The sequence below is a fragment of the Actinocrinis sp. genome (genome assembly GCF_035605935.1).
Lineage (GTDB): Bacteria > Actinomycetota > Actinomycetes > Streptomycetales > Catenulisporaceae > Actinocrinis.
This window is the reverse complement of the sequence record NZ_DATNGK010000057.1, coordinates 1-22,268: the sequence shown is the minus strand read 5'-3', so window position 1 is coordinate 22,268 and position 22,268 is coordinate 1. Positions and strand designations below refer to the sequence as shown.

Annotated in this window: 18 protein-coding genes; 3 read left to right on the top strand and 15 right to left on the bottom strand. The window is 68.3% G+C overall.

Features of this window, described 5'->3' with window-relative positions:
• Positions 1-21 precede the first annotated feature (21 nt).
• Complete coding sequence (locus VN779_RS04790) at positions 22-1,236, top strand: glycosyltransferase family 4 protein (RefSeq protein ID WP_325720521.1); 1,215 nt, start codon at positions 22-24, stop codon at positions 1,234-1,236.
• Positions 1,233-2,399 carry a glycosyltransferase family 4 protein gene (locus tag VN779_RS04785; protein ID WP_325720519.1) on the top strand — a complete coding sequence of 389 codons (1,167 nt, stop codon included), beginning with the start codon at positions 1,233-1,235 and terminating at the stop codon, positions 2,397-2,399. The genes VN779_RS04790 and VN779_RS04785 overlap by 4 nt, the downstream gene beginning before the upstream one ends.
• Here the strand turns inward: VN779_RS04785 and VN779_RS04780 are convergent.
• The 9 genes from VN779_RS04780 to VN779_RS04740 form a co-directional block, all read right to left on the bottom strand.
• Positions 2,327-3,604 carry a polysaccharide pyruvyl transferase family protein gene (locus VN779_RS04780; RefSeq protein WP_325720517.1) on the bottom strand — a complete coding sequence of 426 codons (1,278 nt, stop codon included), beginning with the start codon at positions 3,602-3,604 and terminating at the stop codon, positions 2,327-2,329. The two genes, VN779_RS04785 and VN779_RS04780, sit on opposite strands and share 73 nt — an antisense overlap.
• A gap of 24 nt (positions 3,605-3,628) precedes the next feature.
• A complete protein-coding gene (locus VN779_RS04775; RefSeq protein WP_325720515.1) occupies positions 3,629-5,122 on the bottom strand; it encodes a lipopolysaccharide biosynthesis protein in 1,494 nt (497 codons plus the stop codon).
• On the bottom strand, positions 5,115-5,582 hold the full coding sequence (locus VN779_RS04770; RefSeq protein WP_325720513.1) for a hypothetical protein: 468 nt from the start codon (positions 5,580-5,582) through the stop codon (positions 5,115-5,117). Before VN779_RS04770 ends, VN779_RS04775 begins: the two co-directional genes overlap by 8 nt.
• Positions 5,579-6,739, bottom strand: coding sequence for a glycosyltransferase family 4 protein (locus tag VN779_RS04765; protein ID WP_325720511.1), 1,161 nt, complete (start codon positions 6,737-6,739; stop codon positions 5,579-5,581). The genes VN779_RS04770 and VN779_RS04765 overlap by 4 nt, the downstream gene beginning before the upstream one ends.
• The gene (locus VN779_RS04760) at positions 6,736-9,048 is read right to left on the bottom strand and encodes a hypothetical protein (protein WP_325720509.1); all 2,313 of its coding nucleotides are present in this window, start codon (positions 9,046-9,048) and stop codon (positions 6,736-6,738) included. The genes VN779_RS04765 and VN779_RS04760 overlap by 4 nt, the downstream gene beginning before the upstream one ends.
• Positions 9,045-10,214: a glycosyltransferase family 4 protein gene (locus VN779_RS04755; RefSeq protein ID WP_325720507.1), complete on the bottom strand. Its 1,170-nt coding sequence runs from the start codon at positions 10,212-10,214 to the stop codon at positions 9,045-9,047. Before VN779_RS04755 ends, VN779_RS04760 begins: the two co-directional genes overlap by 4 nt.
• Before the next feature lie 32 nt (positions 10,215-10,246).
• Complete coding sequence (locus VN779_RS04750; protein WP_325720505.1) at positions 10,247-10,966, bottom strand: hypothetical protein; 720 nt, start codon at positions 10,964-10,966, stop codon at positions 10,247-10,249.
• Positions 10,966-11,700 (bottom strand): glycosyltransferase family 2 protein, encoded by a 735-nt coding sequence (locus VN779_RS04745; RefSeq protein WP_325720503.1) that lies wholly within the window; start codon positions 11,698-11,700, stop codon positions 10,966-10,968. Before VN779_RS04745 ends, VN779_RS04750 begins: the two co-directional genes overlap by 1 nt.
• Positions 11,701-11,997: 297 nt before the next feature.
• Positions 11,998-13,971: a protein kinase domain-containing protein gene (locus VN779_RS04740; protein WP_325720501.1), complete on the bottom strand. Its 1,974-nt coding sequence runs from the start codon at positions 13,969-13,971 to the stop codon at positions 11,998-12,000.
• 132 nt (positions 13,972-14,103) lie between these two features.
• Here VN779_RS04740 and VN779_RS04735 point away from each other — a divergent pair, with 132 nt between their 5' ends.
• Positions 14,104-15,228 carry a cellulase family glycosylhydrolase gene (locus tag VN779_RS04735; RefSeq protein ID WP_325720499.1) on the top strand — a complete coding sequence of 375 codons (1,125 nt, stop codon included), beginning with the start codon at positions 14,104-14,106 and terminating at the stop codon, positions 15,226-15,228.
• A gap of 89 nt (positions 15,229-15,317) precedes the next feature.
• Here the strand turns inward: VN779_RS04735 and tuf are convergent, their stop codons facing one another.
• The 6 genes from tuf to VN779_RS04705 all read right to left on the bottom strand — a co-directional run bounded on the left by tuf (position 15,318) and on the right by VN779_RS04705 (position 22,122).
• A complete protein-coding gene (gene tuf, locus VN779_RS04730; RefSeq protein WP_325720497.1) occupies positions 15,318-16,511 on the bottom strand; it encodes an elongation factor Tu in 1,194 nt (397 codons plus the stop codon).
• Between the two features lie 78 nt (positions 16,512-16,589).
• The gene (fusA, locus tag VN779_RS04725) at positions 16,590-18,698 is read right to left on the bottom strand and encodes an elongation factor G (RefSeq protein ID WP_325720495.1); all 2,109 of its coding nucleotides are present in this window, start codon (positions 18,696-18,698) and stop codon (positions 16,590-16,592) included.
• Positions 18,699-18,750: 52 nt separating this feature from the next.
• Complete coding sequence (gene rpsG, locus VN779_RS04720; protein ID WP_211469824.1) at positions 18,751-19,221, bottom strand: 30S ribosomal protein S7; 471 nt, start codon at positions 19,219-19,221, stop codon at positions 18,751-18,753.
• On the bottom strand, positions 19,221-19,595 hold the full coding sequence (gene rpsL / locus VN779_RS04715) for a 30S ribosomal protein S12 (protein ID WP_211469825.1): 375 nt from the start codon (positions 19,593-19,595) through the stop codon (positions 19,221-19,223). Before rpsL ends, rpsG begins: the two co-directional genes overlap by 1 nt.
• A gap of 486 nt (positions 19,596-20,081) precedes the next feature.
• Positions 20,082-21,587, bottom strand: coding sequence for a protein kinase domain-containing protein (locus tag VN779_RS04710; RefSeq protein WP_325720493.1), 1,506 nt, complete (start codon positions 21,585-21,587; stop codon positions 20,082-20,084).
• A 97-nt stretch (positions 21,588-21,684) separates the two neighbouring features.
• Positions 21,685-22,122 carry a hypothetical protein gene (locus tag VN779_RS04705; protein WP_325720491.1) on the bottom strand — a complete coding sequence of 146 codons (438 nt, stop codon included), beginning with the start codon at positions 22,120-22,122 and terminating at the stop codon, positions 21,685-21,687.
• Between the last annotated feature and the right edge of the window lie 146 nt (positions 22,123-22,268).

The window sequence follows — 22,268 nt, the reverse complement described above, 5'->3', positions numbered from 1 at the left end:
GATTTCGCGGGGGAGGGAAACGTGCGGCTTCTGCACATAGTGAACGTGGGCTTCGAGGCAGGCGGCGCGGAGAAGAGCGTGCGCATCATCGCCGAGGGGCTACGCGCGCGGGGACACGAGATCCATGTCCTGTCGACCGATCATCTGCTCGACGGTAGCCAGGATTGCTTCGCTGACACGGTGGTCCCTGCGGTAGCGGGAAGCGCGGCGGCGCGGCTGGCCGGATACTTCTGGAACCGTCAGGCGTACCGCGCCACGCGGCGGCTGATTGCGCAGTTCCGGCCCGATTGCGTCCACCTGCACACGATCGGCGAGTTCAGCCCGTCGGTGCTGGCCGCGACGCGTAACCTGCCGCGCGTGCTGACCGTGCACGGCCCAGAGGACTGGACGCTGAAGCTGCTGCGCTGGAATCTCGCTTCTGCGACCCGCGGGAGCGCGCTCAGCCCGGCGGACCGTGCTCGGTATCTCTACTTGCGCTTCATGCAACGGCCGGCTTATCTGCTCTGGCTGCGTCACCTCGACCGGATCATCACGCCGAGCGAGTATTTCGCCGAAGCCGTGCGCGGCGACGTGGGGAAGGTTCCGATCACGGTGCTGGCGAACGGCATCGAGGACCTGCCTGGCATTGAGGACGCGACTGCCCCGGATCCGTACCACGTGGTCTACGTCGGGCGTCTGACGCGCGTGAAGGGCGTCCACGTTCTCGTGGACGCGGTGCGCCGACTACAGGAACAGGGCATCAAGGCCCGGCTCAGTGTCGTCGGGGACGGAGACGAGCGCGGCGCCCTCGAAAGCGCGGCCGCCGAGTTGATCGCCGCCGGAGCCGTGCAGTTCCACGGCTGGCAGAGTCAGGACTCGGTCACCCGGCTGGTGTCGGGCGCGGCGGCGGTGGTCATCCCGTCGCTGTGGCCGGAGAATTTCCCGACCGTGGCGCTGGAAGCGCTCCAGCTTGGCCGGCCGTTGATCGCCTCTCGGGTCGGCGGGCTGCCGGAGCTCGTCGGGGATGACAACGGGGTGCTCGTTCCGCCCGGAGATCCGGCCAGGCTCGCGGCGGCGCTGGCGAGCGTGCTCGGCGACGAACGGCGCCAGGCCGCGCTCGGCCAGGGTTCGAGCGCACGGGCGCAGCGCTACCGGGTCGACGCGTTTCTCGACAACCTGCTCGCCTGTTACTGGGAGATCAGCGATCGAAGAAGCGAGCAGCGAAGTACGCCTAGCGAAGCGGGGATACGTCCATGACCAAAGTGGCCCTGGTCACGCCTTATTACCCGCCGAAGATCGGTGGCGTGGAACGGTACGTGGCCCAGCTCGCGCAGGGTCTGGCCGGCGAGACGGACTTCACGCCGGTGGTGATCACTACCCGCGCCAAAGGACTGCGAACGCACCGCAGTGTGGAGGACGGCATTGAAGTAATCCGCCTCGGCGCCTGGTTCCGGGTCTCCAATACGCCGCTAAGCCCGCTCTGGCCGCTCCAGGTGCGTAGATGGCTGCGCCGGACTGAGGCGCAGATCGTGAACGCGCACGCACCGGTTCCTGGCCTCGGCGATATCGCGATCCTGGCGAGCGGGCAGCGCCGCGTCGTGTTCACTTATCACGCCGGCACCATGCACAAGGGGGCGGAAGGCTCAGGGCTCGCCGACCGGATCATCGCCGCGTACGAACGCTTCGTCCTGCCGCGCGTCTTCGACCGCTGCGACGTTCCGGTGCCGGTCGGCCCGTCGTCGCTCGCCGCCGGCAAGCCGGGCGCGGTCCTGATCACTCCGGGAGTCGATCTGGCCAGGTTCACGCCCGGCGAGACGGCGTCGCGCGGCCGCGAACTGGTGTATGTGGGCCGAATGGACCGGACCTCCAGCTGGAAGGGCGTAGACGTCCTCATCAATGCCCTGTCGCTACTAGGCGACATTCCGGGGCTGCGGCTGAAGCTGGTCGGCGAAGGTGACGCGCTCCCGGACCACCTCGCGCTCGCGCAGCGGCTCGGGGTTCGCGACCGGGTAGACGCCGCGGGGGCGCTGGCCGGCGACGAACTGGTGCGGGCGATGCAGACCGCGGCCGTGTTGGTGCTGCCGTCGACCACAGACGCCGAATGTGCGGGCACGGTGCTGATGGAGGCGATGGCCTGCTCGACGCCGGTGGTGGCCTCGGACGTCGGCAGCCTCGCCTACGTGGTCAACGACGGAGAAGCCGGGATCATCGTGCCGCCGGCCGACCCGGTGCGGCTGGCCGCGGCGTGCCGGGAACTGCTGACCGACCCCGAGCGGGCCGCGAAGCTCGGCGCGGCCGGACGGGCCCGCGCCGAGGCGATGTTCGCCTGGCCACACCTGGTCGGACGTTACGCGGCGGTGTTCGCCGGGCTGACGCTCGAGCGCAGCACGTCGACGAAGCGCTCGACCTCCGCGCGGTAGCCGGGGATCGCCTTGCGCAGGCCGTCCCGATAGCTGTTCTCGCGCAGCGCGGTCTCGACCCGCTCCACCAGCCAGTCGGCGGTGACCGTGCTCATGTCGGTCACCCACTCGGCGAAGCCGAGGTCGCGCATGATGCCGAGCCCCTTGTTCGCGTAGTTGAGCACGACGCAGGGGACGCACTGGCTCAAGCTGAAGATCGCCGAGTGGAATCGCGTGGCGATGGTCAGGTCCGCCGCGCCGTAGAGCCCGAAGATGTCCTGGTGCCCGATGCCCGCGTCATCGATCATGATCAGCCGCGGATTGTCGATCCGCGCGGCGACCCGGCGGTGCACAAGACGGTCGTCATCGGCCTGGAACTCGCAGGTCACCTGCGGGGCGAGCACCAGGAAGCGGGAATCGTCCGCCCTTAGGACGCGCTCGATCGCGGCCACCATCTCATTCTCGTAGCGTTCTTGGGCCGCGGGCGCCAAGTACGCGCGCATCGTGGTCACCATGAGCGCGGCCGTCGGCGGGATCCGCAGTTCGGCACGCCAATCCCGCTCGCTGGTCGCGGTGAACGCGAAGGCGCTGTCCACGTCGCGCCGCAGCACCGCGTCCGGCACCCCGGCGGCCACCAGTACCGCGCGGCTGATTTCCTCCCGGGTCGACACCGCGCGGCAGCGAGACAGGACCCTTCGTACCGCCGCACGCTGGAACCTCGTCGGGAAGGGCCCGAAGGACTGCGGTCCGAGGACGGCCGGGACGCCGAAGCGGTGCGCGAGCCAGAGCGGCAACAGCAGGAACCCGATGCTCAGGTCGTAGCCGAGGCCGGGGCCGCCGTGCAGGTAACCACCACCCAGGCTGACCACCAGATCGGCCTGCGCGATGGCGCGCAGTTCCCCGGCCGCCTCGCGCGGCAGAATCCGCCCGCTCACGGCCGCCAGCGGCCGGCCGAGACCGGCCGCCACGGCGAGGACCATGGCCGCCACGAGCAGTTTGCGCTGGATGCGGGCGGAGCGCGTGATGTGCTCCTGTGCGCTGTATCTGCGGATCGAGCCGACATTGCGCACGCCCCAGATGTCGGGGTACGCGACCGGATCCTCGAAGCCGCAGATCGTGATCTCAGCCTCTGGATGGGCCTGTGCGACCTGCCTGATCATCACGTCGAGCAGCGCCGCGTCGCCGCGGTTGTTGCGCTCGAAGGCGTTGACGATGACTACTTTCACTTCGGGGCCTTCCCAGCAGGTTTCTCACCAGAGGTGGTCACGGGTTTCGGTGGCTGACTCGGCCACGCTGCGCTCGCGCAGCGCCATGTCACCGCCGAGGAAGAGCGGTGCGGCCCGGGGGTTGGCGCCCGTGGCGGTGGTTCGCTCCGGCGCACCGGGCTTGCCGCCGCGCCGCACGTCGCGCGCCACCCAGGGCAGCGACAGCGGCACCGTTTCATCGAGCATGCCGATCGCCGCCTGGCTGCCGGTGTCGTCGAGCGCCGGCGTCGGCCGCGGCGCGAGCGCGGCCGTGCTGCTCGGCACGTAGACGAGCGCCACCAGGCCGGAGAGCAGGTTTCCGCCCACCCATGCCCAGCCGATCCAGAGCGCGCCGTGCATCGCCATCGCCTCGGCGAAACCGATCGAGCCGACGGCATAGACGACATTGCTCGCGACGAGGGGACGTATCGCGCCGGCGACCCGCAAAGCGTTGCTGCTCCAGTTGTTCAGCGCGACGGCGAGCGCGCCGAGCGCCAGCAGCATCAGGAGGCCTTGCGCGTGGTCCGCGTAGGCCGCGCCGAACAGCTCCAGCAGCAGGCGCGCGCCAAGCGTCACGATCGCGACGGCTGGCAGGAGGATGATCAAGTTGAGCTTGGCGGAACGGCGCAGGCATTCGGCCAGCCGCGAGACGTCGTGCGAGGCCTCGGAGAAGGTCGCGTCGCCGATGGAGTGCGAGGCGGCGTAGAGGATGTTCGCAACCTGGAACGCCATGAAGTAGTACGCCTCGGCCTCGCTGCCCAGCTTCTGCAGCGCGATCATCGGCAGCGCCAGTTGCGGCACCAGGTTGAGCAGCGCGGAGCTGTAGTTCGCGAGCGAGTAGCGGGCATGCTCCCGCAGCAGCGTCTCCGGGGTGCGCACGTCCAGCCGGAAACCCAGCCGCCAGTACATCGCGATCAGTGACGCGATGACGGCGACCGCGTAGCCGATGCCGGTGGAGGCGACGATGCCGACGGCGCCGAAGGTCACCAGGAAGATCGGCATGGCCAGCTTCGACAGGCTTTGCACGATCCCGTCGACCAGGAGGTTGTACTGCGGCAGCCGGGCGGCCATGAACACCGAGTCGGTGAGCAGGTTGATCGCGGCGAGGCTGCAGAACGCGACGAACAGCAGCGCGTAGAGCGGATTCTGCCGGATGAACTCCAGCTTGGGGCTCAGCCACGGCAACAGCACCAGAAATCCGTTGGCGAACAACAGGCCGCCGCCACCGCTGATCAGCAGGCCGCGAGTCACCTGGCTGTTGCGAGCCGGTCCGGCGGCCTGATACCGGATCAGCACGCTGTTGAGGCCGAAGAGCGAGAGGTACGAGATCAGCGAGATGGCGTTGATGAGCGAGGTGGCCAGGCCGACCCGTTCGGGGCTGTAGCTGTGGTCGACCAGAATCCAGAACAGGAAGCCGAGGCCGGCGGTCAGGCCGGTGGAAGCCATCAGGAACAGCGAGCTCTCCATGATCTTGACGGTCGAGCGCGCGTGCTTAGACATGGCCGTCGTCCCCGCGGGGATCGGCGCAGCGCGCCAGGAACAGCGCGACGGCGGACGCCGCGAAGCCGGCCACTGCCGTGCTGCCCTCGCTCGGCCACGGAACGAAGTGCGTCAGCTGCATGGACATGGTCCACGGATGCGTCATCGAGTTGACACAGAGATAGGCCCACACCAGCAGGCCGTATCCGGCCACCGTGTTGAGCACGGCGCGGATCAGGCCTCGTGCCGGCGCGCTGCGGCGCTCCCACAGTCGCCCCGTCCGGGCTCGCAGAACGATCGCCGCCGCGGCCGAAGCGGCGAAAGCCACCGCGCCGAACGTGTCCCGGCGCATCGGCACAGCGGCGGCGATCCGCGTGCTCAAATCGTGGGGATAGGCCGCTGCGTAGGCGGCGACGTAGATCCAGCCGAGCAAGCCGTAAACCAGCGCCACCTCGGCCACCGCCCGCGCCCTGCGGCTCACGGCGACCTCTCGAGTGCCGCGCGATAATTGGCGCGCAGCAGATCCAGGTGCTCATCCCAGGAGAACTGCGCGCGCGCGTAACTGCGCGAGTACTCCCCCATGCGAGCCGCGGCGCGTTCGTCGCCGACGATCCGGCGGACCGCCGCACCGACCGCCGCGGCGTCACGAGAGACCAGGGCCATGCCCTGCCGGTCGACGCCGAGCGCGGCGTAGTCCGGCTCGTCCGTGGTGACGACCGGAAGTGCGCTGCTCATCGCCTCCTTGACTACGAGCGGGAAGATCTCGCCCGTGGTCGGCAGCACGAACAGGTCGCAGGCGCGGAAGATCTCGGCCACGTGTCGCGGCGGCCGGCTGCCGAGATGGTGCACGCCGGGCACGCCGTCCAGCATCGCCGCGTCTCCGGACCCGACGACGACGAGATCGAACTCGCTCGTGCGCGCGGCCAGCGCGATGTCTATGCCCTTCTTGGGCACCAGCCGGCCGACGAACAGCGCGAGCGGCCGGTCGAGCGGAAGTCCGTATTCCTTCCGCAGCAGCTCGCGCTCGGCTGGGTCGGCGGCCGGCCGGTAGAACTCGGCATCGACTCCGTTGGACAGCACGACGGTCTTGTGGCGCTGGGCGCCGAGTCCGGCGACGAATCTGCCTACGTACTCGTTGATGACGAAGACCTTCCGGGCCCGTCGCAACAGCAGGCGTCCGATGGTGCCGTAGACGGTCTTCTGCACGGCGGACACGAGGGCAGAGGGGTGCTGGACCATCGCGACATGCTGGCTCAGGACCAGCGGTTTGCGGAAGAGAAGCGCCGCGATGCCCGCACACCACGAACTCAGGTAGAAGCAGTCATGTACGTGCACGATGTCGGTGCGCCGCGTCAACCTGATCGCCTGGGCGAGGAGCCGCGGGGAGAACAGCGGGAAGGGAACGCCCGCACGGTGTTCCAGTCCGTTCCAGGCCGCGACGCGTACGACCCGCACGCCGCCTTCGACGCGCGTGCTACTGCGGTCGGCGCTGGTCAGCACCGTCACCTCGTGACCGAGCGCGGTGAGCCGTTCGGCCTCCGCCTGCACCACGCTCTCGATCCCGCCGATGTGCGGTGCGTAGTAGTGGCAGACGAGGAGAACACGTCGCGGGGAGGGCGGGATCGGCGGCGCGCTCAATTGTTCATCTCCGGCCCGTAGACCTCGGCTCCGTCGCTCGCGTAGATCTTGTTGTACTGGGTGTCGAGCAACTGCGGCGGATACGTGTAGGTGACAATCTGGCCGTTGATGCGGATTGACACGCGTCCGGTGCGCAGCATCGTCTGGCCGACGAACTGGTAACCGCCGGGACGCAGCCACTGCGGCAGCAGATCGGGCAGAACCGGGTTGGTGAAGACGGTCTGCATCGTGTCGTAGGTGTAGAAGTCGGTCTGCAGCACGGGAGCGGTGCCGGACTTGCGCTTCTGCGCGAGCGCCATCGCGTTGAGCCACTGCGCGCCGGTGCGCTCCGAGTCCGTCGGATAGTGGATGTTGTAGTACTGGCCCTCGTTGGACATCGACAGGATGCCGAGATAGCCGCCGGTCAGCTGGGGCACGACGCCAGTCATGGTCGACGCGATGACGGCGACCACCACCGCCGCCGCGGGTCTGGCCCACCGTTTCAGCAAGCCGCAGATCCAGATCAGGCCCGCGGCCATGAAGGGCGCGAAGAAGTACATGCCTTCCTGGAAGGCGCGCAGGATGCCGTAGTCCACGGAGAGTTGCGGAACGACGGTGAGCACGCCGAGCATCCCGAGCGCGCCGACGGAGAGCAGCACCTGATCCTTGAGCGGAGTGAACAGTCTGCGTCCCGCGAACCAGACGCCGGCGAGCCCGGCGATGATGAGCAGTTCGTAGGTGCGGTCGTCGATGCTTCGAGCTAGCACGTTGGCGCCGGTTACGCCGATTCCGGCCTGTTGCAGGCGGCGGCCGGTGCCCGTGAGCGGCTGATACTGGGTGCCCACGGTGGTGATCGGGTACTCGTCGACCGCGGACAGCGGCCAGTAGACGCCCTTGGCGCGGTCCTTCGCCGTGGCCGTGACGGCGGATTTCTGGTAGCCGCTGAGCAGTTGGGTGCTGGTTTGTTTCGTGGCGAAGAGGCCCGAGGAGGCGTTGCCTTCGAGCTGGGAGATCGCGGCGGACAGGGTGGACTGCACTTGACTGTCGGTGTGCGTGACCGGACCGGCCCAGAGGAAGGCGGCCGCAGCCGCGAACACGACGAGCCACCAGGGCACCAGCGCGGCCGTCGCCTGTCCCCCGATGCGCGGGACTCTGCGTGGCCGGCCGCCGGATTCGTGTGCCCGGCGACGCAATCGCGACCACAGCCTGAGCGCCAGATCGGCGACTACCGCGATGCCGCAGATGATGATGACGATGTAAGCCGTGGAGTAGTGCGAGAGCACGACGCCGACCATGAGCGCACCGAACGCGATACGGCGGGCGAGCGGGGCCGTGGCGCGTTCGGTGACCAGCAGCGTCGCGCACCCGACCAGGATGAATGCGATCTCCTGCCTGGACATGTAGGTCATGTCGGTGGAGAAGGTCGGGAAGATGATGAAGAAGATCGCGCTGAGCATCGCGACCTGGTGTGAGGCGACATTGCGCACGCCGCGGAACAAGAGCACCGGCGTGACCGCGAAAAGCAGCGGCTCGACCACTTTGAAGATGTAGACGTCTGAGATCGCGGTCAGGTGCGCGAAGGAGACCGGGAAGAGCGTGACGCTCAGGCAGGCGTAGTAGGCGTTGTGGACGTGGCCTGGCTCCCAGCGCCCGCTCGCGAGCACGTCTGAGTAGTAGGCGAACTCGGTCTGGACATCGTGGCCGGTGATGAGCCAGCCGCGCAGTGAGGTGAGCAGCAGGATGCCCGCCGCCGCGAAGTAGATGCCCAGTTCGATGGCGCCAACCGAATAGCGCTGCTTGAACAGCAGGAACAGCAGCGCCGCGACGATGACCACCATCGCGGTGATGCTCACCGCGGAGCCGAAACCGTTGTTGAGCCTGATCGGTCCGGCCACGCTCAGCACGAGGATCAGCGCGCCGAGGGCCAGCACCGGACCGAATCCTCGGCGATGCCACCACAGCGGCTCGCGCGCCACCGGTTGCGCTTCCGGGGTAAGCGCGCCGACCAGGATCGTGACGGCGGCGAAAGCCAGGGTGATCGGCGCGAGTTGTAGCGGATGCTCGTCGCCGAACAACGGCAGCACCAGGTCGAGGCCGAGCAGTACGAGCAGGTCGTGCAGGATCGTGAAGCCGAAGGCGAGCAGCGCCGCGCCGTCAGGAGTGGACACGACGCGCCGAGCCGTCCCGTAGTACACGCAGGTCGGCGCGCCGATGATCAGCCAGAGCCCGGCGGGGTCCTGGATGATCCGCACCGCCGGAGCGAGCAGGATCAGCAGGCAGCACAGCGCGGTCGACAACACGACGAGGCCGCGGCCGCGCAGCGGCGTCATCGGTATACCTCGTCGTAGATCTGCTCGACGCGGTCCGCCACCGCGTCCCACGTGTATGCGTTCGCGGCGTCCGCGCAGCGTTGCGCTAGCTCGGTGCGCAATCCGCGGTCCGCGGCGACCGCGTCGATCGCCGCGGCTAGCGCGGTGGCGTCCGGGGCCGCCAAAAGGCCGCGTCCGCCGATCAGTTCGGCGTTACCCGGCACATCGGTCGCGATTACCGGCAGCCCGGCGGCCATCGCCTCCAACGCGACGAGCGCCATGCCCTCGCGATCTGACGGCAGAACGAATGCGTCGGCCTCGGCATACGCGCGAAGCAGGTTCTCGCCGTGTAGGGCGCCGGCGAACTCTACGGGCACTCCCGAGACCGCGGCTCGCTGCTCAAGCTGCGCACGCAGCGCGCCGTCGCCGACGATCCGCAGTTCCACTTTCTCCTTGACCAGCGCCAGCGCGTCGATCAGGCGGGCGACATTCTTCTGAACTTCCAGCCTGCCGACGAAAAGCAGCCGCAGCGGCCCGCTTTCAGGCGACCCCTCGTCGTCGGGTGAGCGCCGCGATTGGATGAAGTACTCGCGCCCGACGCCGTTCGGAACGATGTGGATGCGGTCGGCCGGCACGCGGTATGCGTGCTCGACGAACGCGGCCTGCGCGGGCGTGAGCACGATCACACCGGCGGCCGCGCGCATCGCTCGCGCGAAGATGTGCTTCTTGTACAGCGGCAGCAGCCGCCCGAGCGGACCCGAGCTGTCCACGTCGAGATGCAAGTGCAGGAGATACTTTTGCCGCCGCAGCCGCGCGGCGATCATGACCTGCTCGGCGATCAGCGCCTGCGCGCAGTGCAGGTGCCACACGGCGCCGCGCTTCGCTCTCAGCAAGGCGGCGAAAAGGCCCCAGGAGATCGGCGTGTGCGCGACTTCGGCAGCCCGGAATCTGCGCACGCGCATCGCGCCGTTCTCAGGCCCGTTCGATGCCTCCGAGCCGAGCAACGTATCCGGACCCGGCGACACATCGGAACCGAGCGCAGTCGTGATGACCTCGACCTCGCGACGCTCGGCGAGTGTCCGGGCCAGCGCCTGCGCGACTCGCTCCACGCCGCCGAGGTGCGGCGGATAGTACGCGGCGATGTGCATGACTCGCCGCCGGGCGACCCGGTTCGTTGCTTCGACCATCTCTTACCTTCCCCACCGACTCCGGGTCCCGCTCAGCGCGAGCCGCTCGCAGTCGCGCTCGCGCTCGGCAGCGCGCTGCCGGCGAAGCGGTAGTGCACTGACAACGAGGTGCCCTCGACCTGGGCCCAGACCAGCTGCGCGTCCGTGGGGATCGGCAGCTTGAAATTGGCCGCGCCCTTCCCGTCTTGAGTTGGCAGCGTCACCGTCGTGGTGGCGTCGGTCTTCCCGGCGTGGTCGACAGTCCACACGTGCACCTTGTAGCTCATCGCGCTGTGGCCGCCTTGCCGAATGATGCCAAGCGGCACATTGAGGTATTGACCGGATACCCATGGGTTGCCGTTAAGGTAAAACTGCGGGTTCGGCGAGCTGACCTGGGTGAAGGACTGCCGCAGTACCGTGCGCACCGGAGCGAGGGTACACACGCCGTAGACCGCGGCGACCACGAGGAGCACCAGCGCGACCGCCCATGCGCTACGGCCCCTGCTACGCAGGAACCAGGGTCCTGTTCTGTCGACGCCCTCAGGCCGGCCCGGCTTGTCCGGCTCGTCAGGGTCCGCTATGGATTCGGACGAGTCCGGCTTGTCCGAGATCGCCGAATCCGCGGCATCCGCCTCGTGCGCGCCTCGCGTCCTCGGCGTCCAGAACTCCCCTTCATCATCCGGGGCCAGGTCCCGATCCGGGTCCGCGTCGCGTGCACCGAGCCCGGTGAGCGACGCGGCTTCCCCGCCGGAGGCGCTGGTCCTGGACTTCACTACACCTTCATCGATTCCGCTAGCTCTTCACCCGTCGGCACATCGCGGGACGGCCTGCGGAAGCGATGCGCGAACAGGCCGGCGAGATTGGCCAGGCCGTCCATCACCGCGTTGAGCTTCACTTCGCCCCCGCGCATCCGATACTCGATCGGCACCTCGTGCACGCGGCAGCCGGCGCGCGCCGCGTCGTTCTTTATCTCCTGGGAGAATGCCATACCCGGCGAACGAACGTCGAGCCGAGACCAGACGTAGCGCCGGAAAACCCACATACCGGACTGCGAGTCGCGAAAGTCATGCCGGAACAGGACCCTGCTGACCGCGCTCAGTAGGTGATTGCCGACGAAATGTGAGTTCTTCATCGACTCGCGGTTGGCCGGGTGCAGCCGGTCGGTGGTGAGGAACTCGAGGTCCTGCTCCACGAGCAGTTCCAGCAGTTCCGGCAGCGTGTCGAACGGGTATGTGCAGTCGGCGTCCCCGGTGGCGATCACCTCGCCCATGGCCACGTCGAAGCCGGCTCGATAAGCGTTGCCGTAGCCGCGTTCCGGCTGGTGCACGACCTTCGCGCCAAGCTTGCGCGCGATCTCTCCGGTGCCGTCGGTCGACCCGTTGTCGACGACCACCACTTCGGTCGTCCACCCCGCGGTCCGCAGCCGCTCGAAGGGAATGGAATCCATCACCGGTTTCATATTCCCGGCCTCGTTGAGCGCGGGAATAACTATCGACAGGGTCCCCACCGTGTTTGCCGTCCGTCAGTCGTGCAGGGCGCCCCGTGAGCGCACTGCGCCTGCAGAAGTCGAAGCCGCATATTCTGCGGTCGCGTTAATAGATCGGCAGATCTCTGCGGCGGTGAGCCTCGCCGCTCCCGCCGAGATTTGGGTACAGAGACCGCCCCGGCCCCTCACCGACGACAGCGTCGATGTACCGTACCCTACCGCACTGCCACGAGCTGGAGATCATCCACCTGCCGCTGTAGCAGAGTCGTTACTTCGCGCCAGGTTTAACAGAGCTTTGACCCGTGGGAAACTGTTGCGTTACTTCGCTGCTTGATCGACCTGGTGCGGGGTCATGGCCCGGTTCCAGATCCACAGGTCCGCCAGGTTTCCCGCGTACCAGTTGGTGGTGATGCCCTTCTGCAGACCGCTGCCGAAGCTCAGCGGCCCGGTCGGTGTCCAGTTCGCATCGAAATGCTTCGCGCCCTGGAGCACGCCGCCGAGGTAGAAGGACATGGTGTGCGCCTCGGCGTCGTAGGACGCGATGACGCGATACCACTGCGCGGGCGTGGGTTGCGCCTTGGCTTCGACCTTGGTGGTCCCGGCGTTCGCCGTGTCCGAGGACTGCATCACGAACGCCAGCCGCTTCGTGTCGGGGTCCAGTTCGATGCAGGCGGCGCAGCCCTCGGTTCCGCGCTGCTCCACGACGATCTGCCGGCCTGACGGCGTCGTCGTGCTGCCCTCCAGGTGCATCCAGAAAGCCACGGTGAAGCTCTGTGCGGTGTTGATCACCGGTCCGTCGACCAGGATCTGCGTGCCCGCCTTGCCGTTGAAGACCGCGTCGCCGTGCTTCGTGTCGTTCAGCACGACGCCGCCGTTCGTCGCGGTCGTGGTGCCTCCGGCCTCCTGAAGCTGCCCGCAGCACATCGCCCAGTGATGGGTCACCGGCGCGGCGGCGACCGGCGGCGCGGTGTTCGTGGCGGCGTGGCTGGGTGCGGAGCTCGACGCGTTCGCTTGCGGCTTCGGCTTTCCGCCGCCCCCGTTGGTCAGCGCCCAGGCGCCGACGCCGACTCCACCTAGCGCGAGGACGCAGACCGCCGCGATGACGGCGAGCCGCTTTCGCGACCGGCCTTCCTCCTGCGGCGGCGCATAGGTGAATGGCGGCGGCGTCGTGTAGCCGACCGGCGGTGTCGCAGCGCCGCCATGCCAGGAGTCCGATGGCTGAGGGCCGCTGCCGTGCCAGGAATCTGATGTCTGGGTGCCGGTCCCGGTGCCGTGCCAGGAGTCTGGCGCTGGAGAATCGCTGCCGTGCCAGGAGTCCGACGTCGGGGCGGCCTCGTACTCACCGAAGGGCGGCGGCACCGCGCTGTACAGCGGCGAATCCTCGTTCAGCGGAGCCACGGCCGGGCCCTGCGCCGCCTGTTGCTCCGGCCCGTCCGCGAGCGCGGGTTCTTGAGGCACCTGAAGCGGGGCCTCGCTGCGCGCGAACATGGCCAGCTGACCGGCCACGAAGGCGGTGGTGGGCCGCTGAGCCGGATCCTTGGCCAGCATCGCCTCGAACAGGCCCCACATTGTCGGCGGGATCGCGGGATGCGGCGACGGCGCCTCGTGCAGGTGCTTGTAAAGGATCTGCGCATAGTGCTCGCCATCGAAGGGCAGCACGCCGGTGAGCAGTTGGTACAGGCAGACGGCCAGTGAATACACATCGGCGGCGGGGCTCACCGCGCCGCCGGTCAGCAACTCGGGCGCGAGGTAGTGCGGGGTGCCGATGACCGAGTTCGACGCGGTCAGCCTCGGGTTTCCGGCGATCCAGGCGATACCGAAGTCGACCAGCTTGGCCTGCGAGGTGGCGCTCTCCACCAGGATGTTGGCCGGCTTGAGGTCGCGATGCACGATGCCGGCGGCATGCACGGCCATCAACGCCTGCGAGATCTCGTCGCCGAGCCGCGCCGCGTGGTACAGCGACATCGGCCCGTTCTGCTCGAGCAGCCGCGCGGAGTCGACCCCCTCGACCAGCTCCATCACCAGGGCGATGCGCTCGTTCTCGATGACCACGTCCCTGATCTCGACCAGGTACGGGTGCCGCACGCTGAGCAGGGCCGAGCGCTCGCGCAGGAACCGGCCGACCATGTCAGAGTTCTGGCCCATGGTGTCGGAGAGGATTTTGACCGCGACCGGCTGGCCGGTCTCGGTGTGGTGCGCGGACCACACGGTGCCCATCGAGCCGCCGCCGATCCGCTGGTCGAGCACGTACAAGCTGCCCAACCGCGATCCCGCGCCGACCTCGCCGCTCACGTGTAGCCACCCCCATATCACAAACCTGCCGCGCTGCGCGCTAGGTACAGTATCAGGCCCCGTCCCGGGTGTGTTCAGCCGTCCGGTGATCTTGTCACCTCAACTGTGATCTCACCCGTTAGGCTGACCCCCATGTCCTTGTCCGCCAGACGACTGGCTCCTTGGTTGGTCGCCGCCTTCATCATCGTGATCGGGTCGGTCGCCATGGCCGTCTCGGCGCTGCCGGACAAGCCGCCCCAGCAATCAGTGCACATCGAGCAGTCCACTGACAACGGATTCGTCTTCGGCGTCGACTACGCCGACCAGCTGCCCGAAGAATCCGAAACCGGGATCGCGCGCAGCCTGGACGACCCGGGCGCGGTCGGTGCCTCATGGATCAGGGTGGACCTGGCCTGGTACCGGATTGAGCCGAACCCTGGAACGTGGGACTGGAGCAGCTTCGACCGCGAGGTCGACTACGCGAAGGCCAGAGGGCTGAGAATCCTGGCGATCCTGGACCAGCCGCCGGCCTGGGCGCGCGCCCGCGCCTGCGCGAAGCAGGTCTGGTGCCCGCCGCAGGATGACACTCGGTTCGCCGCCTTCGCGGCGCGGGCCGCGCAGCGCTACCCGGCGGACGTGGTGGCCGCCTGGGAGGTCTGGAACGAGGAGAATCTGGGCTCGTACTGGCTCGGGGGTCCCGATCCTGAGGGCTATGGCGCGCTGCTCAAGGCCACCTCGATCGCGGTTCGGGCGGTGCAGCCGAAGGCGCAGCTCCTTGTCGGCGGCCTGGCCGTGGCCGGCTCGGATGGGACGAACCTGTCCGCGCAGGACTTCCTGATCGACGTCGCCCGCTCCAACTTCCTGCGTTACGCGACCGCGGTCGCGTACCACCCGTACAGCTTCCCCACGGTGCCGGCTTCCGCGAAAGCGTTCGGTGACATCAGCACCCGGCCTGGAAGCCTGGCCTCGATCCTCGATCGTTATCAGCAGTCATCGATGCCGATCTGGCTTACCGAGGCGGGAGCCCCGGTCTCGGACGCGGCGAACGATCCCGGCGCCGCCGAATCCGCGACGAAGGACCAGGAACGGCTGCAAGCGGCCTATGCGGCGGACCTGGTCACCGCGGCCACGGGCAACCCGCACGTCAAAGCACTGTTCTGGTTCTCCGATATCGACCTGCCCGACCAGCGGCTCTACTTCGGACTGCGCCGCGCGGACGGTTCTTCCCGGCCGGCGCTCACCGCGTTCAAGAACGCCATCGCGGCGTATCGCGGCTGACCGGCAAGACAACGAAACGGCCCGGGACTCTGGCGAGTCCCGGGCCGCTCAGCGTTGATATCGGGGAACTGCTCCCCGATTCGCCGGTACTACTTGGTGATCTTGGTGACCCGGCCGGCGCCGACGGTACGACCGCCCTCGCGAATGGCGAAGCGCAGGCCCTCCTCCATGGCGATCGGCTGGATCAGCGACACCGACATCTCGGTGTTGTCGCCCGGCATGACCATCTCGGTGCCCTCGGGGAGGGTCACCACGCCGTTCACGTCGGTCGTCCGGAAGTAGAACTGCGGACGGTAGTTGTTGAAGAACGGCGTGTGCCGGCCGCCCTCGTCCTTGGACAGGATGTAGACCTGGCCCTCGAACTCGGTGTGCGGGGTGATGGTGCCCGGCTTGATGACGACCTGGCCGCGCTCGACATCGTCGCGCTTGGTGCCACGCAGCAGCAGACCGACGTTCTCGCCCGCCTGGCCCTCGTCGAGCAGCTTGCGGAACATCTCCACGCCGGTGACCGTCGTGGTCTGCTTCTGCTCGCGGATGCCCACGATGTCCACGGTCTCGTTGACCTTGATGACACCGCGCTCGATGCGGCCGGTCACCACGGTGCCACGGCCGGTGATCGTGAAGACGTCCTCGATCGGCATCAGGAACGGCTTGTCGATCTCGCGCTCCGGCTGCGGGATCGCCTCGTCGACCGCGTCGAGCAGGCCGAGCAGCTTCTCGCTCCACTCGGCGTCGCCCTCGAGCGCCTTGAGCGCCGAGACCCGCACGACCGGCAGGTCGTCACCCGGGAACTCGTACTCGGAGAGCAGCTCGCGCACCTCGAGCTCGACCAGCTCGAGGATCTCCTCGTCGTCCACCATGTCGGTCTTGTTCAGCGCGACCACGATGTACGGCACGCCGACCTGGCGAGCCAGCAGCACGTGCTCCTTGGTCTGCGGCATCGGGCCGTCGGTCGCGGCCACCACCAGGATCGCGCCGTCCATCTGCGCGGCACCGGTGATCATGTTCTTGATGTAGTCCGCGTGACCGGGGCAGTCCACGTGCGCGTAGTGGCGCTTCTCGGTCTGGTACTCGACGTGCGCGATGGAGATGGTGATACCGCGCTGGCGCTCTTCCGGCGCCTTGTCGATCTGGTCGAACGCCGAGGCCTGGTTCAGGTTCGGGTACTTGTCGTGCAGCACCTTGGTGATCGCCGCGGTAAGCGTCGTCTTCCCGTGGTCGATGTGACCGATGGTGCCGATGTTGACGTGCGGCTTAGTCCGCTCGAACTTCGCCTTCGCCACGATGTCCTCCTGTGGACGGGTGCGGTGCCGGATCGCTCAGGCTGAGCGCCCGGCGGCTTAACGGTGGATCGGCTTGGGCTACTCGCCGCGCGCCTTCTTGACGATCTCCTCCGCGATGTTCCTGGGAACCTCGGCGTAGGAGTCGAACTGCATGCTGTAGGAGGCCCGGCCCGAGGTCTTCGACCGAAGGTCGCCGACGTAGCCGAACATCTCCGACAGCGGCACCAGGGCCTTGACGACCCGGGCGCCGAACCGCTCCTCCATGGCCTGGATCTGGCCACGACGGGAGTTCAGGTCGCCGATCACGTCGCCCAGGTAGTCCTCGGGCGTGGTGACCTCGACCGACATCATCGGCTCGAGGATCGCGGGGCTGGCCTGGCGGGCAGCCTCCTTGAACGCCATCGAACCGGCGATCTTGAACGCGAGCTCCGAGGAGTCGACCTCGTGGTACGCGCCGTCCTGCAGGGTGACCTTGACGCCGACCAGCGGGTAGCCCGCCAGCACGCCGAACTCCATGGCCTCCTGGCAGCCCGCGTCCACGGACGGGATGTACTCCCGCGGGATGCGCCCGCCGGTGACCGCGTTGACGAACTCGTAGCCCTCGCCGCTCTCGATCGGCTCGACGCCGATGATGACGCGGGCGTACTGGCCGGAACCGCCGGTCTGCTTCTTGTGCGTGTACTCGACCTTCGGCACGGCCTTGCGGATGGTCTCCCGGTAGGCGACCTGCGGCTTGCCGACGTTGGCCTCGACCTTGAACTCGCGGCGCATGCGGTCCACCAGGATCTCCAGGTGGAGCTCGCCCATGCCGGCGATGATGGTCTGCCCGGTCTCCTCGTCCGTGCGCACCTGGAAGGAGGGGTCCTCCTCCGCGAGGCGCTGGATCGCGGTGCCGAGCCGCTCCTGGTCGCTCTTGGTCTTCGGCTCGATGGCGACCGAGATGACCGGAGCCGGGAAGTTCATCGACTCGAGCACCACCGGGTGCGCCTGGTCGCTGAGCGTCTCGCCGGTCGTGGTGTCCTTCAGACCCATGACCGCGACGATGTCGCCCGCGCCGACCGAGGGGATCTCCTCGCGCTTGTTGGCGTGCATCCGGTAGATCTTGCCGATGCGCTCCTTGCGGCCCTTGACCGAGTTGAGCACCGAGGAGCCCGACTCGAGCCGGCCGGAGTACACCCGGACGAAGGTGAGCTTGCCCAGGTGCTGGTCGGTCATGATCTTGAACGCCAGTGCCGAGAGCGGCTCGGAGTCCGAGGGCTTGCGCTGGATCGCGCTCTCCTCGTCGCCCACCGCGTGGCCCTCGATCGCCTCGACGTCCAGCGGGGACGGCAGGTAGCGCACGATCGCGTCGAGCAGGGGCTGCACGCCCTTGTTCTTGAACGCGGTGCCGCAGAAGACCGGGGTCAGCGACGAGGCCAGGGTGGCCCGCCGGATGCCCGCGTAAAGCTGCTCCACGGTGGGCTCCTTGCCCTCCAGGTACAGCTCCATCAGCTCCTCGTCGGCCTCCGCGGAGGTCTCGACGAGCCGGTCGCGCCACTCGGCGGCCGCCTCGGTGTGCGTGGCCGGGATGTCGACTACGTCGTACATCTCGCCCAGCTTCGCCTCGGCGTTCCAGACCAGGGCCTTCATGGTGACCAGGTCGATGACGCCCTTGAAGTCCGCCTCGGCGCCGATCGGCAGCTGCATGACCAGCGGCACGGCGTTGAGCCGCGAGACGATCATGTCGACGCAGCGGTGGAACTCCGCGCCGGTGCGGTCCAGCTTGTTGACGAAGCAGATGCGGGGCACGCCGTACCGGTTGGCCTGGTTCCAGACCGTCTCGGACTGCGGCTCCACGCCGGCCACGCCGTCGAACACCGCGACCGCGCCGTCGAGGACGCGCAGCGAGCGCTCGACCTCGATGGTGAAGTCCACGTGGCCCGGGGTGTCGATGATGTTGATGGTGTGGTCGACGTCGTCCGTCTTCCAGTGGCAGGTGACAGCGGCGGAGGTGATGGTGATCCCCCGCTCCTGCTCCTGCTCCATCCAGTCGGTGGTGGCGGCGCCGTCGTGGACCTCGCCGATCTTGTAGCTCATCCCGGTGTAGTAAAGGATGCGCTCGGTCGTCGTGGTCTTACCGGCGTCGATATGCGCCATGATGCCGATGTTGCGGACCTTGGCGAGGTCGAGCGCGGCGTTCGTGGCCATGGTGGCTCTGCTACTTTCGCGAGTCGGTAAAGGGTTGCTGCCGGTTCCCGGACTACCAGCGGTAGTGGGCAAAGGCCTTGTTGGCCTCGGCCATCTTGTGGGTGTCCTCGCGTCGCTTGACGGAGGCGCCCAGACCGTTGGAGGCGTCCAGCAGCTCGTTCATCAGCCGCTCGGTCATCGTCTTCTCGCGCCGGGCGCGGGAGTAGGTGACCAGCCAGCGCAGCGCCAGGGTGTTCGAGCGGCCGGCGCGCACCTCGACGGGGACCTGGTAGGTCGCGCCGCCGACGCGGCGGGACTTGACCTCGATCGCCGGCTTGACGTTCTCCAGCGCGCGCTTGAGCGTGATGACCGGGTCGGTGCCGGTCTTCTCGCGGCACCCCTCCAGCGCGCCGTACACGATGCGCTCGGCAGTGGAGCGCTTGCCGTCCAGCAAGACCTTGTTCACCAGCGAGGTGACCAGCGGGGAGTTGTAGACCGGGTCGATGACGACCGGGTGCTTCGGCGCAGGGCCCTTGCGCGGCATTACTTCTTCTCCTTCTTGGCGCCGTAGCGGCTACGAGCCTGCTTGCGGTTCTTGACACCCTGGGTGTCGAGGGAACCGCGGATGATCTTGTAGCGGACGCCGGGAAGGTCCTTGACTCGGCCGCCACGCACGAGCACGATCGAGTGCTCCTGCAGGTTGTGGCCGACGCCGGGGATGTAAGCGGTGACCTCGATGCCGCTGGACAGGCGCACGCGGGCGACCTTCCGCAGGGCCGAGTTCGGCTTCTTGGGCGTGGTCGTGTAGACGCGGGTGCACACACCGCGCCGCTGCGGGCTGCCCTTGAGCGCAGGAGTCTTGGTCTTGGTGACCTTGTCCTGCCGGCCCTTGCGGACCAGTTGCTGGATCGTGGGCACTGCTACTCCGTATTCCGTTCGTGCCAAGCCTTCGGCCGGGGTCGTCATGTCCTCGCGGACAGGGCGGCGGCCAGGCGGTCCTCTGGCGAAATTGTTGTGTTGACGCTGCACCCGGTTTTCGGCGCGATGTCCGGATTCTCCGACCCACGCGGTCGGGTGTGTCGTAGCTGCCCTCTCGGAGACCCGACCCGTTCGTCAGGTCGATACTCCCGTGAGAGTTCCGTGCGGTCCCAAGTGGGACTGGTCGCGAGTCACTAGCGAAAGCCTCTAGCCGCGCGCACGGACAGCCGGGGACACCCCAGGCACAAGGTGAGAGCGTACCGACGCGCCGTGCCTCCGGTCAAAACGACCATCCGCCCGGCGTTACGCCAAGTGCTACGCCCGCACCCGCTCTATTCTCGCATGCCGGACTGCGTGGACAAATTCGATATCCGACGGCGCACTTTCGTGACCGGACAGTGTCGCGCGAACGGCTGTGACGTGGCGTCAGGGCGAAGCCGCGGCCGCGGCGCCGGTGCCGTTCGGCCGGATATTGCCGCCACTCGCGGCCGGTGTCGCGCTTCCGCCGACCGGCGCGGACGGAGTCGACGCACCGCCGCCGACGCCGGCCGTCCCGGTAGCGCTCGGAGCCGAACTCGGGCTCGCTGGCGCACTCGCCGACGCGGGCGCCGACGTGGCCGCCTGGCCGGTCGGGCTGCTGCTCGCGTGCGTGCTCGGTGCGGCACTGGTGGCCTGGCCGCCGCCGGTCTGGGTGCGGCTCGGCGCCGGGCTCAGCGAGCCGTTCGGCAGGGTGACCATGCCGGGGCTGCTCGACGGGACCGTGGTGTTCACGCCATTCGGGTTGGTGGAATGAGAGTTCAGATTCGCTAGCAGGAAGCCGAGACCGGCGAGCACCGCGGCGACGAGCAGGCCCAGACCGAGCATGGCGCCACGCCTGCGATCCTGGTGCGCCCTCGCGGCTTGAGCCGCAGCAGCCGAGGCTGCGGCGCCCGCGACCGGCGGCCCGAGCACCTGCGTCCGAGCCGCCGCTGCGGCAGCGACGCCGGGGAGCGTGTCACTGACCCGTTCGACCGCGGCGAAGGGGACGAATCGCCGCTCGGCTTCGGCGGCCGTGGGACGCAGCGCGGCATCAGCGGCGAGCATCATCGACAGCAACGCGGCGAGTTCGGCGGGCGCGCCGGTCTCTAGGAGCGGCTGTTGGTCGATCCCGGCGACGGTTGGCTCAGCGTCGGTGAGCTGCAGCGGCTCGGTTTCCGCGGTGTCCTGGGCCGCTGCCCCGCCGCTATGACCCACGCCCGCAGCCTCAGCATCGGCCGTTGCCGAACCGGCGTCCGCCTCCGCCATCACGTACTGCGGCGCGGTTCCCGCAGTCGCTTCCCACAGCAAGAACCCAAGCGCGTACATGTCATTCGGCGCACCTGCCGGCGCATTTCCCTCGCCATCGGCCGATGCCTCGCCGTCAAACTCGCCGGCACCGACGCGATCCGGCGGCACCGAATCCAGTCCCGCGTCGAGGATCTTCACCTGGCGGTTGTCGTGGATCGCCACGCTCTCCGGGCTCAGCGCGCCGTGTGCGATCCCGATCCCGTGCAGCGCCGCAAGGGCCGCGCTCAGCTGCCGGCCCCAGTCCGCGGTCCGCGCCCACGGCTGCGGCCCGGCCGCCATGATCTGGCTGAGCGTGCGGCCCTCGGTCCACTCGGAAATCGCGTAGCCGACCGCGCTGCCCCGCAGGCTGTCCGCGGTACCCGCGTCGTAGACCGCGGCGACGCCGGGATGCTTGAGCTGCGCTACGCGGGTCAGCGCCCCCTGCGCCGCCGCAGTCGACTCGTTCTGCTCCGCCGAATCGCCGGGGGCGGGCTCCAAACGTGCGGTGACCGGCCGAGCCAGCCGCTCGTCGTACGCCTGCCAACGCTCCACGGATCCCGCGGCGCCGACGAACCGGTCCAGCCGGTACCGGTCAGCCAGCAGGTCACCAGGCCGGCCGAGCGTCATCCGCGCGCCTCCAAGAGCAAGTTGAGCGTGTGTCGCGAGTCATCGTGCCACGTGTGACGCGCCGCTAACGCCCCGGCCTCCAGGTTGCGCGTTTCTGCTACTTCACTGTGACCATCACGTTGGTCACGTCGATGTAGATCCGCAGCGCGATATAGAGGAGCGCCACACTCCAGCCGACCACGTATACCCACCCGAGCCGCCTGGCCCACACCGCCAGCGGCACGCCGTCGAGTTCGCCGCCCGAGGCCTCGATCTGATGCAGCGCGACCCTGGCCCGCCGGATCGCCATCAGGCCGCCGAAGACCGGCAGCAGCCAGCCGACGGCCGCGAAGGCCATCGCCACGACTGCGGCGGGCGCGGTCTTGCGCACGACCGTGCCGGAGGACGATCCGCCGCTCTCTCCTCGCCTGGGAATCCCCGTGCTGCCTGGTATGACGCCTGGCTGCGCGCCTCGGCTCCCGGCCCCCTGCTCCCCCGGCGCTCCAGAACCCTGATAGCGGGGGCGGCCGACCTCGTAATCGCCCTCGTTGCTCATGGGGTGACCATAGCGCCAACCTGCCGCGTTGTACGTCTCGTATGCGTATCAGCAGGCGCTAGAACCGCGCGGTATCGACCTCGACGTCGAAGGGCTTCGGCAGCGTCAGCTTCTCCCCGAACGGCACCTTGTGCGCGTCCAGATAC

Coding starts and splice junctions, on each gene's coding strand:
- rpsG (WP_211469824.1), bottom strand. CDS start 19,221: ATGCCGCGCAAGGGCCCTGCGCCGAAGCACCCGGTCGTCATCGACCCG.
- VN779_RS04775 (WP_325720515.1), bottom strand. CDS start 5,122: ATGTCTAAGCACGCGCGCTCGACCGTCAAGATCATGGAGAGCTCGCTG.
- VN779_RS04785 (WP_325720519.1), top strand. CDS start 1,233: ATGACCAAAGTGGCCCTGGTCACGCCTTATTACCCGCCGAAGATCGGT.
- VN779_RS04755 (WP_325720507.1), bottom strand. CDS start 10,214: ATGGTCGAAGCAACGAACCGGGTCGCCCGGCGGCGAGTCATGCACATC.
- VN779_RS04710 (WP_325720493.1), bottom strand. CDS start 21,587: ATGACGCTCGGCCGGCCTGGTGACCTGCTGGCTGACCGGTACCGGCTG.
- fusA (WP_325720495.1), bottom strand. CDS start 18,698: ATGGCCACGAACGCCGCGCTCGACCTCGCCAAGGTCCGCAACATCGGC.
- VN779_RS04705 (WP_325720491.1), bottom strand. CDS start 22,122: ATGAGCAACGAGGGCGATTACGAGGTCGGCCGCCCCCGCTATCAGGGT.
- VN779_RS04760 (WP_325720509.1), bottom strand. CDS start 9,048: ATGACGCCGCTGCGCGGCCGCGGCCTCGTCGTGTTGTCGACCGCGCTG.
- VN779_RS04735 (WP_325720499.1), top strand. CDS start 14,104: ATGTCCTTGTCCGCCAGACGACTGGCTCCTTGGTTGGTCGCCGCCTTC.